At 71.2% G+C, this 13505-nt stretch carries 11 protein-coding genes and 1 pseudogene; 5 read left to right on the forward strand and 7 right to left on the reverse strand.

Annotated features, from left to right (window positions below; all coding sequences use genetic code 11):
- Positions 1-79: 79 nt before the first annotated feature.
- Both AB0G35_RS31905 and AB0G35_RS31910 read left to right on the forward strand, forming a co-directional pair.
- Positions 80-973: a lysozyme gene (locus tag AB0G35_RS31905; protein WP_360956661.1), complete on the forward strand. Its 894-nt coding sequence runs from the start codon at positions 80-82 to the stop codon at positions 971-973.
- Between the two features lie 225 nt (positions 974-1198).
- On the forward strand, positions 1199-1651 hold the full coding sequence (locus AB0G35_RS31910; protein WP_360956663.1) for a spore-associated protein A: 453 nt from the start codon (positions 1199-1201) through the stop codon (positions 1649-1651).
- Positions 1652-1700: 49 nt separating this feature from the next.
- Here AB0G35_RS31910 and AB0G35_RS31915 read toward each other — a convergent pair whose 3' ends face one another.
- The 5 genes from AB0G35_RS31915 to AB0G35_RS31935 all read right to left on the reverse strand — a co-directional run bounded on the left by AB0G35_RS31915 (position 1701) and on the right by AB0G35_RS31935 (position 8132).
- Complete coding sequence (locus AB0G35_RS31915; RefSeq protein WP_360956665.1) at positions 1701-3143, reverse strand: NAD(P)/FAD-dependent oxidoreductase; 1443 nt, start codon at positions 3141-3143, stop codon at positions 1701-1703.
- A 62-nt stretch (positions 3144-3205) separates the two neighbouring features.
- Entirely contained in the window at positions 3206-4741 is a 1536-nt protein-coding gene (locus AB0G35_RS31920) for an SDR family oxidoreductase (protein WP_360956667.1), read from the reverse strand.
- Between the two features lie 459 nt (positions 4742-5200).
- Entirely contained in the window at positions 5201-6085 is an 885-nt protein-coding gene (locus AB0G35_RS31925) for a recombinase family protein (RefSeq protein WP_360956669.1), read from the reverse strand.
- 93 nt (positions 6086-6178) lie between these two features.
- On the reverse strand, positions 6179-6667 hold the full coding sequence (locus AB0G35_RS31930; RefSeq protein WP_360956671.1) for a pyridoxamine 5'-phosphate oxidase family protein: 489 nt from the start codon (positions 6665-6667) through the stop codon (positions 6179-6181).
- Positions 6668-6692: 25 nt separating this feature from the next.
- Complete coding sequence (locus AB0G35_RS31935; RefSeq protein WP_360956683.1) at positions 6693-8132, reverse strand: MFS transporter; 1440 nt, start codon at positions 8130-8132, stop codon at positions 6693-6695.
- Positions 8133-8305: 173 nt separating this feature from the next.
- Here AB0G35_RS31935 and AB0G35_RS31940 point away from each other — a divergent pair, with 173 nt between their 5' ends.
- Positions 8306-8758, forward strand: coding sequence for a helix-turn-helix domain-containing protein (locus AB0G35_RS31940; protein WP_360956673.1), 453 nt, complete (start codon positions 8306-8308; stop codon positions 8756-8758).
- Positions 8759-8827: 69 nt separating this feature from the next.
- Here the strand turns inward: AB0G35_RS31940 and AB0G35_RS31945 are convergent.
- Both AB0G35_RS31945 and AB0G35_RS31950 read right to left on the reverse strand, forming a co-directional pair.
- Positions 8828-9793, reverse strand: a pseudogene (locus tag AB0G35_RS31945) (TniB family NTP-binding protein); the annotation flags it as partial.
- An 80-nt stretch (positions 9794-9873) separates the two neighbouring features.
- Positions 9874-10968: a LacI family DNA-binding transcriptional regulator gene (locus AB0G35_RS31950; protein ID WP_360956675.1), complete on the reverse strand. Its 1095-nt coding sequence runs from the start codon at positions 10966-10968 to the stop codon at positions 9874-9876.
- 271 nt (positions 10969-11239) lie between these two features.
- Between AB0G35_RS31950 and AB0G35_RS31955 the strand changes: the two genes are divergently transcribed.
- On the forward strand, positions 11240-12535 hold the full coding sequence (locus AB0G35_RS31955) for a sugar ABC transporter substrate-binding protein (RefSeq protein WP_360956677.1): 1296 nt from the start codon (positions 11240-11242) through the stop codon (positions 12533-12535).
- A gap of 13 nt (positions 12536-12548) precedes the next feature.
- Positions 12549-13418 (forward strand): sugar ABC transporter permease, encoded by an 870-nt coding sequence (locus tag AB0G35_RS31960; protein ID WP_360956679.1) that lies wholly within the window; start codon positions 12549-12551, stop codon positions 13416-13418.
- Positions 13419-13505 lie beyond the last annotated feature (87 nt).

Raw genomic sequence — 13505 nt, forward strand, 5'->3', positions numbered from 1 at the left:
TGCGTATAAGTCTCTTATCGGCAGAAATCTGCTCAAATCCTGCCGTACCTGACTCAACTGAAGGCCTCGGAGGCATGCGATGCCCTTGCGCAGATCCGGTCCGGCCCGCCGTAAAGTCGCCACGGCCGGAACGCTCGTTTCTCTCCTCACCGTGCTCGCTCTGCCCCTCGCACTGCCCGGATCGGCCACGGCGACCGATGCCGCGAAGACACCCGCCCACCCCGACGCCGCGAAGACACCCGCCCACCCCGACGCGGACTGGATGGGTTCCACCATCGCGCTCCACGAGGGCGGCGACCGGGCCGGCGGCATCGAGCCTCGGGCGTCGTTCCACAGGAGGGGGGTGGCCGGGGTCGACGTCTCCAGCCACAACCGACACGTCAGCTGGTGGTCACTGCGCAGGTCAGGGGTGCGCTTCGCGTATGTCAAGGCCACCGAGGGGATCAACTACACCAACCCTTACTTCGCCCACCAGTACCGGGGCTCGTACCACGCCGGGATGATCCACGGCGCCTACCACTTCGCGCTCCCCGACCACTCCAGCGGCGCGACCCAGGCGCGGTACTTCGCCAACCACGGCGGCGACTGGTCCCGGGACGGCAGGACGCTGCCCGGTGCGCTCGACATGGAGTACAACCCCTACGGCTCGACCTGCTACGGCAAGAGCGCCAGGGGGATGGTCAACTGGATCCACGACTTCGTGCGCGCCTACCGGGAGGAGACCGGGCGCGACCCGGTCATCTACACGTCCACGAACTGGTGGAAGCGGTGCACCGGCAACTCCGGGAGGTTCGGCCGGAGCAATCCGCTGTGGATCCCGCGCTACGGCTCCTCCGTCGGCGCGCTGCCGGGCGGCTGGCAGTACCACAGCATCTGGCAGCACACCTCCTCCGGCCACCCGGTCGGTGACCGCAACCGCTTCAACGGCAGCTACAGCCGGCTGAAGGTCCTCGCGTACGGCGACGACGACTGACCGGCGGCCGCCGCGCCGCTCTCTTTCCGGCCGGTCCCCGGTGTCCCGTGATGCGGGCGCCGGGGACCGGCCGCACGTCGTCCGGCGCCTCACCGGGCACACCGGTTTCGACAACTCGATTCGAACAACGGGGAATTCCCGCGGGGCTACAACCTTTCCGCGCCGCTCCGGGTCCAACACTGCGAAATGACCACGCGACGCACCCATCCGACGGGGGTATTTCCCATGAAGCGTTCACGTGCCATCGCAGGATCCGTCGTACTCGCCGTGGCAGGGCTCGCCACGATGGCCACGGCGACCACCGCAACCGCCGCACCCACCGTTACCGCCGCGTACAACGGCGCCTGCGGCAGCGGCTACCGGGTGGTGAATTCCGTACCGGTCACCGGAAAGGGGACCGTGTACCTGACATGCAACGCGAAGACCGGAAAGAACTGTGCCGTGACCGTGCGGAACCGCACCGGAAAGCCGGTGTACGTCTACACGTATCTCACGGCGACCGACGGCAGTTCCGAATGGGTTTACGACAGCGGGCAATACACCTCCTACGCCGGACCGGTGTACCTCCCGGCGAAGGGCCGGTGCGTGGACTGGGGCGGCGCGATCGAAACGGTGAGCGTGAGCGTTTCGGGCTCCAACTGCGGCCGGATGGCGCACGGCACGGTCACCCACCACTGACCGCCCGGCGCCCGACGGCGGTCCCCGGCAGCCCATCCGGGGACCGCCGTCAGCGCATGCCCAGCGCCCGCAGCGCCGAGCGCGCCGCGTTGTGGCCGCACATCCCGTGGGCGCCGGCGCCCGGCGGGGTCGCCGCCGAGCACAGGTACACCCCGGGCACACCGGTGGCGTACGGGTCGAGCGCGATCCGCGGACGCATCGTCAGGTTCAGCGGGGTGTTGGCGCCGCCGATGATGTCACCGCCCACGAAGTTGGCGTTGCCGCGCTCCAGTTCGGCGGTCGAGGTGGCGGTGAGGCCGACGATCCGCTCCCGGGTGCCGGGGGCGAACCGCTCGAACTGCGCCAGCATCGCGTCGGTGGCGTCCCCACGGTAGCCGTGCGGCACATGGGCGTACGCGGAGACCGGGTGGAGGTCGCCGGCGGAGCGGCCGGGATCGGCGAGGTACTGCTGGGAGACCAGGAGGAACGGGCGCTCGGGCATCCGGCCGCGGTGGACCTGCCGCTCGGCGTCCGCGATCTGCGCGAAGCTGCCGCCGAGGTGGACGGTGCCGGCCCGCCGGCAGGCGTCGGCGCGCCAGGGCACCCCGCCCTCGACCGCCAGGTCGAGCTTGAAGGCGGCGGGGCCGTGCCGGTAGCGGGTGTAGGCGCGGCGTACCCGGGGCGGCAGCCGGTCGCCGATCACGGCGGCCGCGGCGGCCGGTGCCAGATCGAGCAACACCGTTGCAGCGGGCGGAAGTTGGCCGAGGGAGCGGATGGTCGCACCGGTCTCGATCCGGCCGCCGGCGGCGGTGAGGAGTCCGGCGAGGGCGCGGGCGATGGCCGCCGAGCCGCCCTTCGCGACCGGCCAGCCGAAGCGGTGGCCGGCCGCGATGATCATGAGTCCGACGGATGCGGCGGCGGGCCCGCTCAGCGGCCCGAAGAGGTGGGCCGCCACCCCGCCGTAGAGGCCGCGGGCCTCCTGAGTGCGGAAGCGGCCGGCGAGCGCGGTGGCGGGCTGCAGGGCGCGCAGGCCGAAACGGGCGAGCCGGACCGGATGCCGGGGGACCCTGAGAAGGGGTTTCATGACGGCGTCGGTGAGCACCTCGGCATCGGCGGCCGGCGGTCCGAACAGCCGCCGCCACGCCGGACCGTCGGCGCCCAGCCCGTCCGCCGTCCGCGCCAGGGACCGGTACAGCGCCCCCGCGCCTCCGGAGTCGACCGGATGGGCGAGGTCGATCTCCGGCCAGCACCACTCCAGTCCGTGTGCCGCGACGTCCAGCGTGCGCAGATACGGCGAGCCTGCGCCCATCACATGCGTCGAGGAGCAGTGGTCGAACAGCAGGCCGGGGGCGAACAGCTCACCGCTGCGGACGCCGCCGCCGATCTCGTCGGCCGCCTCGAAGACCGTCACCTTCAGTCCGGCCTGCGCCAGCGTGACCGCCGCGGCCAGCCCGTTCGGTCCGGCGCCCACCACGACCGCCGCGTCACGTTCCCGTCCCACCCGTTTCGTCATCCCGCCAGCATGGCAAGGCGCGGGCCGGCCGGGTGCGCAACCGACGCGTGGCGGTGCGGAGTTCACTCCGGGCGGACGGCGGCCGCGGCGTCGGTGGCGGCCTCGGCCTCGGCGGCGGCCGCGATGTTGCGGGCCATACCGCCGAACACCACGGCGTGGAAGGGGGCGACGCACCACCAGTACGCATGGCCGGTCAGTCCGTGCGGATGGAACAGCGCCCGCTGGGTGTAGCACGTGCGGCCCTCGGCGTCGCGGGCGACCGTCATCTCCAGCCAGGCGAGGCCGGGGAGCCGCATCTCGGCGCGCAGCCGCAGCAGGCGCCCGGGCTCGACCGCCTCGACGCGCCAGAAGTCGAGCGAGTCACCGACCCGGAGGCGGGCGGCGTCCCGTCTGCCGCGGCGCAGCCCCACTCCGCCGGCCAGCCGGTCCAGCCAGCCGCGCACCGCCCAGGCCAGCGGGAACGAGTACCAGCCGTGTTCTCCGCCGATGCCCTCCACGACCCGCCAGAGCGTCTCCGGCGGGGCGTTCACGGTGATCTCCCGCCGGTCGGTGTAGAGGCTGCCGCCGGCCCAGTCGGGGTCGGTGGGCAGCGGGTCGCTGGGCGTGCCCGGTACGGCGGCGCCGGACCAGCGGGTGGCGACCCGGGCGTCCCGCACCCGGCGCAGCGCCAGGTCGACCGCGTCGTCGAAGGGCAGCGGGTGGCCCGGCGGGTCCGGGTCGGGGACGTAGCGGGCGATGTCGTGTTCGTGGCAGACGACCTCGTGGCGCAGTGACTCGGCCAGGGGGCGGGCGATGCCCGGCGGGACGGGGGTGACCAGGCCGATCCAGAGGCTGGACAGGCGGGGGGTGAGCACCGGGACGGGCAGGATGAGCCGTTCCGGCAGGCCGGCCGCCCGGGCGTAGCGCTGCATCATGTCGCGGTAGGTGAGGATGTCCGGGCCGCCGATGTCGAAGGTCCGGCTGACGTCGGCGGGGAGCCGGGCGCAGCCGACGAGATAGCGCAGCACGTCGCGGACGGCGATCGGCTGGATACGAGTGCGCACCCAGCTCGGCGTGATCATCAGCGGCAGCCGTTCGGTGAGGTAGCGCAGCATCTCGAAGGAGGCGGAGCCGGAGCCGATGATGACCGCGGCGCGCAGTACGGCGGTGGGGACGCCGGAGGCCAGCAGGATGTCGCCGACCTCGGCCCGGGAGCGCAGGTGGGGTGAGAGGTCCCGGTCGGGGATGCCGCGCGGGGTGAGCCCGCCGAGGTAGACGATGCGCCGCACGCCGGCGGCGCGGGCCTCCTCGGCGAAGATCCGCGCGGCCCGCCGGTCGGTCTCCTCGAACCGCGGGCCGGTGCCGAGGGCGTGCACCAGGTAGTAGGCGACGTCGACGCCGGCCAGCGCGCGGCGCATCGAGCCGGCGTCGGTGACGTCGCCGCGGACGATCTCCGCCTCCCCGGCCCAGGGGTGGTCCCGCAGCTTCTCGGGCGTCCTGGCCAGGGCCCGGACGGCGTATCCGGCGGCGAGCAGCTCGGGCACCAGGCGGCCGCCGAGGTAGCCGGTGGCGCCGGTGACCAGGGCGCGCGGTGCTGCGGGGTCGCCCGTGTCGCCCATGGGCGGGCCTCCTGCGCTCGTGGGGAATGTGCCGGGCCTGCCCGTCAAGTGTCGCAGCGGTCCCCGGCCGGGGCGCGGCGGGCGGTGGTCAGGGCGTGGGGCCGGGACGGCGGGCGGAGGAGTTCCAGCCGGCTAAGGGAGCGGGGGCGGGCGGTGTGGGCGGGCTGCCAGCCGTGGCGGGCGGCGAGGTCGAGGGCGCCGCGGACGCCGATGCCGCGGTAGTGGTGGAAGCGGAGCAGGGCGTGGGTGGCGGTGGGCTTCTTGGCGGCGAGGATCTTCTCGACCCGGGCGTGGTGGAAGCCGGGGTCACGCTCGTGCCGTATGCGCCCCGCACCCCGGCCCGCCGGTCGACGGCCCTGGCAAAGCGTCTCTGTCCGCTTCCGAAGTCGGCTGCACGGATGACCGGAGTCCCCTGCACGTGCCGGGCTCCGTCTTTCACCAGGGCCACGGGCGTGATGTTCAGGTAGCGGCGTCCATCGCATCGGCCTCGGCGAGGACCCGGTAGACGCTGGCAACTGAGGGGTGCTCGCCCTTGTTCTTACCGGACGGGATGACGAGCTTGCGGGCGATCTGGGGGACGGGGACGCCGCTGGCCCGCAGGGTGCGGGCGTAGGCGATCATGTCGTCGTCAAAGACCTTGGGGCGTCCGCCGTGCCGGCCGCGTTCGCGGGCGGAGGCTTGGCCTTCGAGGGACTTCTCCCGGATGTACTCGCGTTCGGACTCGGCCATGCCGGCGAAGAAGGCGAACAGGGCGGCGCCGTGTCCGGAGGGGTCGTAGACGCCGTGGAGCGGGCCGGTGAGAAGTTCGAGCTCGATGTCGTCACGCCGCAGGTCCTCGGCGATGGTCAGCAGCTCGGCGGTGCCGCGGCCGAGCCGCTTCATCTCGTGGAGGGTGAGGATCACCCGCTGGTGCGGGACGGCCTGCTTGATGGTGCGGGCGAACTCCATCGCCTTGGTGAACTCCGGGCGGACCTTGATCCGGGTGCTGATCTTCTCGGAGAAGATCGGGTCACACCCGGCCTCTTGAAGCGCATCGAGCTGGCTTTGGAGTTCCTGCGGGGCGGTCGAGCAGCGGGCATAGCCGATCCGGGTCGGCTTCGTGGCGGCCTGCGGCGCGGCGGCGTCGATCGCCGGACACATCTCCCACGCGCGGCCGGGGCCGCGTCCGGCGGGGGTGCGGACTTCGAGTTCCGCGCGGAGTTGGGGGACGAGCATGAAACGCGGGGTGTGGTACTTCGGGGCGACTTTGCCGCCGCGGGTTCGGCAGGTGCTTCCGGCGGGGGCGGAACAGGTCGGGCAGTCGAACCGTTCGACGACGGCGGCCGGGTCGGCGAGCTCTGACATGTCTCACGCCGACGCGCGGCCAAGGTGTGGTCGGCCACGATCCGCCGGACAGGGGTGCGCCCCCGGCCGTGGCCGGGGGCGCACTGAGGGGCCCTACGCCCCGCCTTCGGCGGTCCAGATCCGGCTGCGCAAATCCCTTCCGCGCAGCACCTGCACCCGCCACGGCTCGATGCGCAGCACGTGGTACTCCGGGTCCGTCGGTCCGCCGCGCCAGTAGCCGCGGGGGTCGTAGCCGACCCCGGGTGGGCTGCCCTTGCGGTAGAGCTCCCACGCGTGGCGTTTGGTGGGCTCGTCCTCGACCCATCTGGAGACGCTGTCGATGAACACGGCGTTCTGCCGTGGATTCCAGTAGGAATAGGTGGTGTGCGGATTGTTCGCCAGGTGTGCCGACTTCACCGGTGTCTTGTAGGCGGCGAGCCAGCCGACGGGGCGGCCGTCGATGACCTCCCAGATGGGCAGGAGTATGCGCGCCCGGGGGCGGCCCTTCTTGTCGACGGTGATCATGGTCGCGTATGCGATGTCGCTGATGTATTGGAAGAACTCGCTCTCCACGTCGGAGAAGGAGTGCACTGTCAGCGCCATGACGCCACCTCCGTCTCTGCGGGGCTCATCGCGCCGCCCCTGCCGTCTCGACGCTTTCGGCGGCGGCCCGAGCGGCCCGCGGGGCGTCGACATTCGTCACACGGGGGCGACCGCGGAGGCCGAACGCGCTGATGAGCGCGGCGAGGGCGGCCGCGATGAGCGGGACGAGCAGGGCGGCGTGGTAGCCGTCGAGCAGGGCCTTGGGGGATCCGCCGTCAGCGGTGGCCGCGACGTTGACGGCGGTGACGGTGGACAGGCCGAGGGCGGCGCCGAACTGGAAGGAGGTGTAGAGGAGGCCTCCGGCGAGGCCCTGCTCCTCCTCGTCGATGCCCTCGGTGGCGACGATGGTGAGCGGGCCGTAGGCCAGGGAGAACGCCAGGCCGAGGGTGATGAAGCTGGGGAACATGGCCGCATACGTCCAGTCGGCGCCGACCGGCAGGAACAGGGCGTACGACAGCACGGCCAGTACCAGGCCGCCGAAGATGACCCGGGCGTTGCCGAAGCGGTTGACGAGTTTGGGGGTGAGGGTGGGTGAGAGTGCGGCGTCGATGCCGATCACCAGGAGCGCGAGGCTGGTCTGGACCGTGGACCAGCCGCGCAGCTCCCGCAGATACAGCACGGCGATGAACTGGAAGCCGAAGAAGCCAGCGGAGAAGAGCAGCGCGGCGAGGTTGGCGCGCACCAGGGAACCACTGCGGAAGATCCCCATCCGCACGAGCGGGGCGGCCGCCCGGCGTTCGGCCAGTACGAAGACGGTGAGGAGCGCGAAGCCCGCGGCGAGGGTGCCCAGCGTCTGGCCCACACCGGTATGGGCGGCGCGTTCGACGGCGAGGACGAGGAGCATTATCGCGCCGGTCACGGTGAGCGCCCCGAGCAGATCGACACGCTGCCCGGCCCGGTCGGGCCGCTCCGACTTGGGGATGAGGGCGAGGGCGGCGACCAGGATGAGGAACGACAGGACCACGGGGGCGAAGAACACCCACCGCCAGTCGGCCGAGGCCAGCAGCCCTCCGACGACCAGGCCGACGGAGAAACCTCCGGCCGCGGTGCCGGAGTAGACCAAGAGGGCCTTGTCGCGCTGCGGCCCCTCCGCGAAGCCGGTCGTGATGATGGACAGCCCGGCCGGAGTCATGAACGCGGCGGCGACCCCCGTCACGAAGCGGGCGACGATGAGCGTCGGTCCATCGTCGGCGAAGCCGCCCAGGCCGGAGAAGAGCAGGAACACGGTGAGCCAGAACAGAAACATCTGCCGGCGGCCGAAGAGGTCCGCCGCTCTTCCGCCCAGCAGCATGAACCCGCCGTAGCCCACGACGTACGCGCTCATCACCCACTGCAGCTCACCGGTGGACATCCCCAGGTCGGCACGGATCGACGGCAGGGCCACATTGAGCATGGCCACATCGATGCCCTCCAGGAAAATCGCTCCACACAGTACGAAGAGCACTCCCCAGGCGCGCCCGCTCAGGCGGGCGGCGCCGGGCTCCGGCGGTGGTGACGTGGACGACGTGGACACAGGATGGCTCCTTCAAGCAAAAAGGAAAGGGGAGAGAAGAGAGAACGAAGGCATCGCAGGCGGTTACCAAACCCCTGTCAGTTCCCTCTTGTTACCGCCTCGATCCTGGTGCACCCTGAACGACCATGGAAGAAGGAACTTTGAAGTCACCGAGTCACTGCACGGGAACCGAGGACGACCAGGCCCGCCAGTGGGACACCCGAGAGGGCTGCGAGGTCCGTCAGATCCTCGACCGCGTGGCCGACAAGTGGTCGCTGCTCGTCATCGCCCTGCTCGACCGCCGCACCCTGCGCTTCACCGAACTGCGGCGCGAGATCGACGGAATCAGCCAGCGCATGCTGACTGTGACACTGCGCCAGCTAGAGCGCGATGGGCTGGTGCGCCGCACGGTGCACCCGGTCGTCCCGCCGCGCGTGGACTACCAGCTCACCCCGATGGGCGCGACGCTGCACGACACCATCCAGGCGCTCGTCACCTGGACCGAGGACCACCAGGACGAGATCGCCGCCGCACGCTCCGAGTACGACCAGCGCGAGGCCGAGGCCGGGGGCGCTCAGACGGCGATGGGCGGGGTCTGAGCCGGGCCGCCAGTCTTCCGCAGCCACCAGCCCCTTGAGGAGGCAAACGGTGCTGGAGATGCGCGACCGCCTCGTTGGCATCTGCATCGCCAGCACCGGGATCTCCTCGCGGTCCAGGTGCGAGATGGGCGGGTGGGTGCGGCGGAACTTCTCCACGATCATCGACTTGCCGTTGTCGGCCGGCCCGATCAGCAGCAGGTTCGGCATCCGCTGCTTGGACGGCCAGGCCAGCGGCGTCTCCAGCCGCTCCAGTGCCTCGGCGGCCCGCGGGTAGCCGATCCACCGGTCCGCCCGGACGTACCGCAGCCGTTCGGCGTCCGGCAGCCGCGCGATCTGCTGCGCGGCCGGGTGCAGGTGCGAGAGGTCCCCGTCCTCGTTCACCACTGCTCGATCACCTCGAACGGCCTGGCCGCACCGTCCCCGTCCTGGTCGGCCGGCGGCTTCGGTGGGGGTGCTGGCCTCGGCCGGGGCGGCGTCTCGGTGCGGCGCTGGCGGTCGCGTCGAGCCTTGCGGGTGGCCGCGCTGGCGCTGCTCCCGCAGCGTCTTCTCCCCCACCACCGGGAACAGGGCCCGGCGCACGACCTCGTCGGGCTTGTCGACGGCGGCCGTCGCCAGCTTGAAGAGGATGCCCTCCTTGCCGCGGACCTTCTTCAGCTCGGCCGTCAGCTGCTTCTCCACCCGCCGCTCGGCACGGGCGTTGATCTTGCGGACCAGGGCGACCAGCAACTCGACCAGGGCGTCGGTGATCTCCGCCTGCCGGGACCAGCACAGCGCCGCGAGCAGCGTGATCCGCACGTCCGCGCTCGTGTCGCGGAAGTCCGAGGGGTACATCTTGATCGCCCGCGCCCGCCACGCGGCCACCAGCTTCTCCGAGCAGTCCGCGAACAGCCCCTCGGGCAAGCCCAGTCTGCGTACGTCGTTGAGCTTGGCAATCTCGGTGAGCAGGGAGTCCAGGCCGACCGCGCCGGGGTCGCGCTTGAGCGCGGCCAGCAGGGTGGTGCCCGTCTCGTTGTCCTCGGCCACCAGGGACAGCATCCGGGCCGTACCCGCCTTGCCGAGGCACTCGATGACGCGCGCGCAGAACGCCTCGGCGACGTACGGGATTGCCCTGCGCGTCAGTGGGCAGGGCAGGGTCCGGTGCTCTCCCGGGCCTCCAGCTGGGGCAGTTCGCCCTGGACGGTGCGCGGCGGGCCGCCGTCGAGGACGGTGAGGAGTTCCCGGGCGGCGAGCCGGCCGAAGCCGGGGGTGTCGCGGACCAGCGCGGTCAGCCGGGGGTGGGTGACCCGGCAGAGCGGAGAGTCGTCCCAGGCCACGATCGACAGCGCGGTGGGGACGGGGATGCCGCGCTCGGCGGCCACCGAGGCGCCGGCCACCGCCATCACGTCGTTGTCGTAGATGATCGCCGTGGGCGGCCTGGCCTCGTCCAGGATGCGGCGGGTGGCCTTGGCCCCCTCCGCGTCGGAGTAGTCGGTGGTGACCGAGCGGACCTGCCGCGCGTCGAGGCCGCGGAGCGCCGCCTCGGTGCGCAGTGAGCGGATCCGGCGGGCGGTGTGGGCGAGGCCGGGCAGGCCCGCGACGTGCACGATCCGGCGGTGGCCGAGGCCGTGGAGGTGGTCCAGGACGCGGGCCATGGCTCTGGCGTCGTCGGCCCAGACGGTGGGGAGCAGCGGCGGTGCGGCGTCCGGCTCCTGGTCCGACGGGGCGGGGCCGGCCGGGCCGCCGATGGCGACGGCGGGCAGGCCGAGTGCGGTGAGGAGTTCCGGGCGGGGGTCGTCGGTGCGGGGGTCGACGACGAGGACGCCGTCCACCCGGCGCTCGGCCCACCAGCGGCGGTAGAGCGCGCACTCGGTGTCGAGGTCCTCGACGACCTGGAAGAGCAGGGCGATCTTCCGGGCCGAGAGCACTTCCTGTATGCCGGAGACGAGTTGGAGGAAGAAGGATTCGACGCCCAGGGTGCGGGCGGGGCGGGCGAGGACGAGTCCGAGGGCGCCGGCGCGTTCGCCGGAGAGGGCGCGGGCGGCGCTGTTGGCCTGCCAGCCGAGTTCCTCGGCGACCCGGCGGACCCGGGCCCGGGTGTCGTCGGAGACGCCCGGGCGGTCGTTGAGCGCGAAGGAGACGGCGCTCTCCGAGACCCCGGCCCGGCGGGCGATGTCCTTGATCGTGGGCCGGCGCGCCGGCCTGCGGCGGGCGGCCCCACCGGGCGCTGTCATGGGCGGGCTCTCCTCGCGCTGAACCGCATGAGTGCGCCTCAGTCTGATCAGCGCGGGACGGTGTGTCAAACGTGCGCCAAACCCTTGCTGCGGCCGCCCGAAGTTCCTTCTGCGGCACGGGTATTGACACTCACTAAAGCGCATTAGTAGCGTCTGCCGCGTTGTCGCCCGAGGTCCTGCGGAATACCCGCCGAAACGGCCTGGAAGTGTCCCCCGGGGCCGGTGCGCGGCGTTTTCCTGCGGTCTGGTTCGAGCAGAGGAGCCGCCAGTCATGCGCAGAGTTACCGTTCCCCGCCGAGCCGGTGCCGCGGCCGTCGTCATGGCCGTCTCGGCGCTGACCCTGACCGCCTGCGGAGGCGGCGGTGGAGCCGGGGACAGCGCCTCGGGGAAGGTCGAGGGCCAGGTCACCTTTCAGACCTGGAACCTCAAGGCCAATTTCAAGGATTACTTCGAGGGGCTCATCAAGGACTTCGAGCAGAAGTATCCGGACGCCCGGGTGAAGTGGATCGACCAGCCGGCCGAGGGATATCCGGAGAAGCTCAGCGCGGATGCGGCCGGCGGCACCCTGCCGGACGTGGTGAACGTATCGCCGGATCTCGCGTATCCGCTGGCGAAGGCCGGGCTCGCGCTCGATCTGGAAAAGGCCGCCGGGAAATACCGGGGAGAATATCTCGACGGGGCCTGGAAGAGCCACGAGATGCCGGGCCTGCCGGGTGTCTACGCCTTCCCCTGGTATCTGAACACCGGGCCGATGTTCTACAACAAGGAGCTCTTCCGGAAGGCCGGCCTGGATCCGGACAAGCCGCCGACCACCTACGACCAGCTCTTCACGGACGCGGTGGCGATGGCGAGGAAGAGCGAGGGGAAGATAGCGATGCTCGCCAGTACGCCGTCGATCGAGGACTTCGGCCGCTACGGCGTGCGGCTGATGAACGCCCGCGGCACCGCGTTCACCTTCAACGAGCCGAAGGGCGTCGAGCTCCTCCGGCACTACCAGGAGTTGTACGCGGCCGGGGCGCTGGACTCCCAGGCCCTGACCGCCCAGGCCGAGTCGGCGGGGCGGAAGTTCGAGCAGCAGTCCGTCGCCATGAACCCGGGCAGCGCGCTCGATCTGCAGAACTTCAAGAAGGACGCCCCGAGCCTGTACCGGCACATCGGCATCACCGACGCGGTCGACAACACCGGTAAGGCCAACATGTACGTCCAGGGCCTGATGGTGAACGCGCAGAGCAAGGTGAAGCCGGCGGCGGTGGCCTTCGCGCACTTCGTCACCGACGAGAAGAACCAGATGGCGTTCGCCAAGGAAGTCACGATCTTCCCGAGCACCAAGGGCTCGCTGGACGATCCGTACTTCACCAAGGAGGACGGCACCGATGCGACCCGGGTGCGGGTGGCCTCGGCCAAGTCGCTGAAAAACGCGGTGAATTACACCCCGGTACTGCTCAGCGACCAGATGAAGACCGTGCTGCGCCAGGCGGTCGCCCGGGCGGTGCAGGGAAAGGAGTCGCCCAAGGCGGCGCTGGACGGTGCGGTCGCCGAGTGCAACCGCCTGCTGAAGACCGGCTGAGCCCGAGGCCGCCGTGAAAAGGCACCATGCCGCGAGTCCCTGGCTGTTCCTCGCCCCCGGACTGCTGATCGTCCTCGCATTCGGTCTGTATCCCTTCCTCAGCACGGTGGCGCATTCCTTCACCGATGCCCGCACGCTCACCGAGGGGCGGTTCGTCGGGGGCGCGAATTACCGCGAGCTGGTCCACGACGCGATGTTCTGGACCGGGCTGCGCAACAGCGTGCTCTACGCCCTCGGGGTCGTCCCGCTGCTGGTGGTCCTGCCGCTGCTGCTGGCGGTGCTGGTGCAGCGGCAGATTCCCGGGATCGCCTTCTTCCGGGCCGCGTTCTACACCCCGGTGGTCGCCTCCGTCGTGGTGGTGTCGCTGATCTGGGTCTGGCTGCTGGACGACCGCGGACTGATCAACGCGATGCTGGCAGGGCTGGGCTTCGGAACGGCCGGGTTCCTCAGCGATCCGTGGCTGCTGCTGCTCAGCGCCATGGCGGTCACCGTCTGGAAGGGCCTCGGCTACTACATGATCATTTATCTCGCCGCACTGGCCAACGTCCCCGGGGAACTGCACGAGGCGTGCGCGGTCGACGGGGCCGGCGCAATGCGCCGCTTCCTGACCGTGACGGTGCCCGCGCTGCGTTCCACGATGGTGCTGGTGGCCGCGCTCTCGTCGGTCAGCGCGTTCAAGGTGTTCTCCGAGGTCTATCTGATGGCCGGACCGACCGGCGGGCCGGGCGGCGAGGACACCACGCTGGTGATGCTCGTCCAGCAGGCCGGCACCGGCCTGTCCGGCCGGGTCGGCTACGCCTCGGCGCTGTCCGTCGTGGTCTTCCTGATCACCCTGGGGCTGATGCTGCTGGTACTGCGCGCGAACCGCAAGGAGGAGGCATGAGTTTCCTGAGTCAACCCCTATGCCGCCAAGGGCGTGTCGGCGGCCATGTTGATCTTGTCGTTGGCTTGGTGGATGGCGGGGTCGTAG

Source organism: Streptomyces sp. NPDC021749, assembly GCF_040640655.1.
In the GTDB taxonomy this organism is placed as follows: domain Bacteria; phylum Actinomycetota; class Actinomycetes; order Streptomycetales; family Streptomycetaceae; genus Streptomyces.

Coding starts and splice junctions, on each gene's coding strand:
- AB0G35_RS31915 (WP_360956665.1), bottom strand. CDS start 3,143: ATGACGAAACGGGTGGGACGGGAACGTGACGCGGCGGTCGTGGTGGGC.
- AB0G35_RS31930 (WP_360956671.1), bottom strand. CDS start 6,667: ATGGCGCTGACAGTGCACTCCTTCTCCGACGTGGAGAGCGAGTTCTTC.
- AB0G35_RS31920 (WP_360956667.1), bottom strand. CDS start 4,741: ATGGGCGACACGGGCGACCCCGCAGCACCGCGCGCCCTGGTCACCGGC.
- AB0G35_RS31955 (WP_360956677.1), top strand. CDS start 11,240: ATGCGCAGAGTTACCGTTCCCCGCCGAGCCGGTGCCGCGGCCGTCGTC.
- AB0G35_RS31910 (WP_360956663.1), top strand. CDS start 1,199: ATGAAGCGTTCACGTGCCATCGCAGGATCCGTCGTACTCGCCGTGGCA.
- AB0G35_RS31905 (WP_360956661.1), top strand. CDS start 80: ATGCCCTTGCGCAGATCCGGTCCGGCCCGCCGTAAAGTCGCCACGGCC.
- AB0G35_RS31950 (WP_360956675.1), bottom strand. CDS start 10,968: ATGACAGCGCCCGGTGGGGCCGCCCGCCGCAGGCCGGCGCGCCGGCCC.
- AB0G35_RS31925 (WP_360956669.1), bottom strand. CDS start 6,085: ATGTCAGAGCTCGCCGACCCGGCCGCCGTCGTCGAACGGTTCGACTGC.
- AB0G35_RS31940 (WP_360956673.1), top strand. CDS start 8,306: ATGGAAGAAGGAACTTTGAAGTCACCGAGTCACTGCACGGGAACCGAG.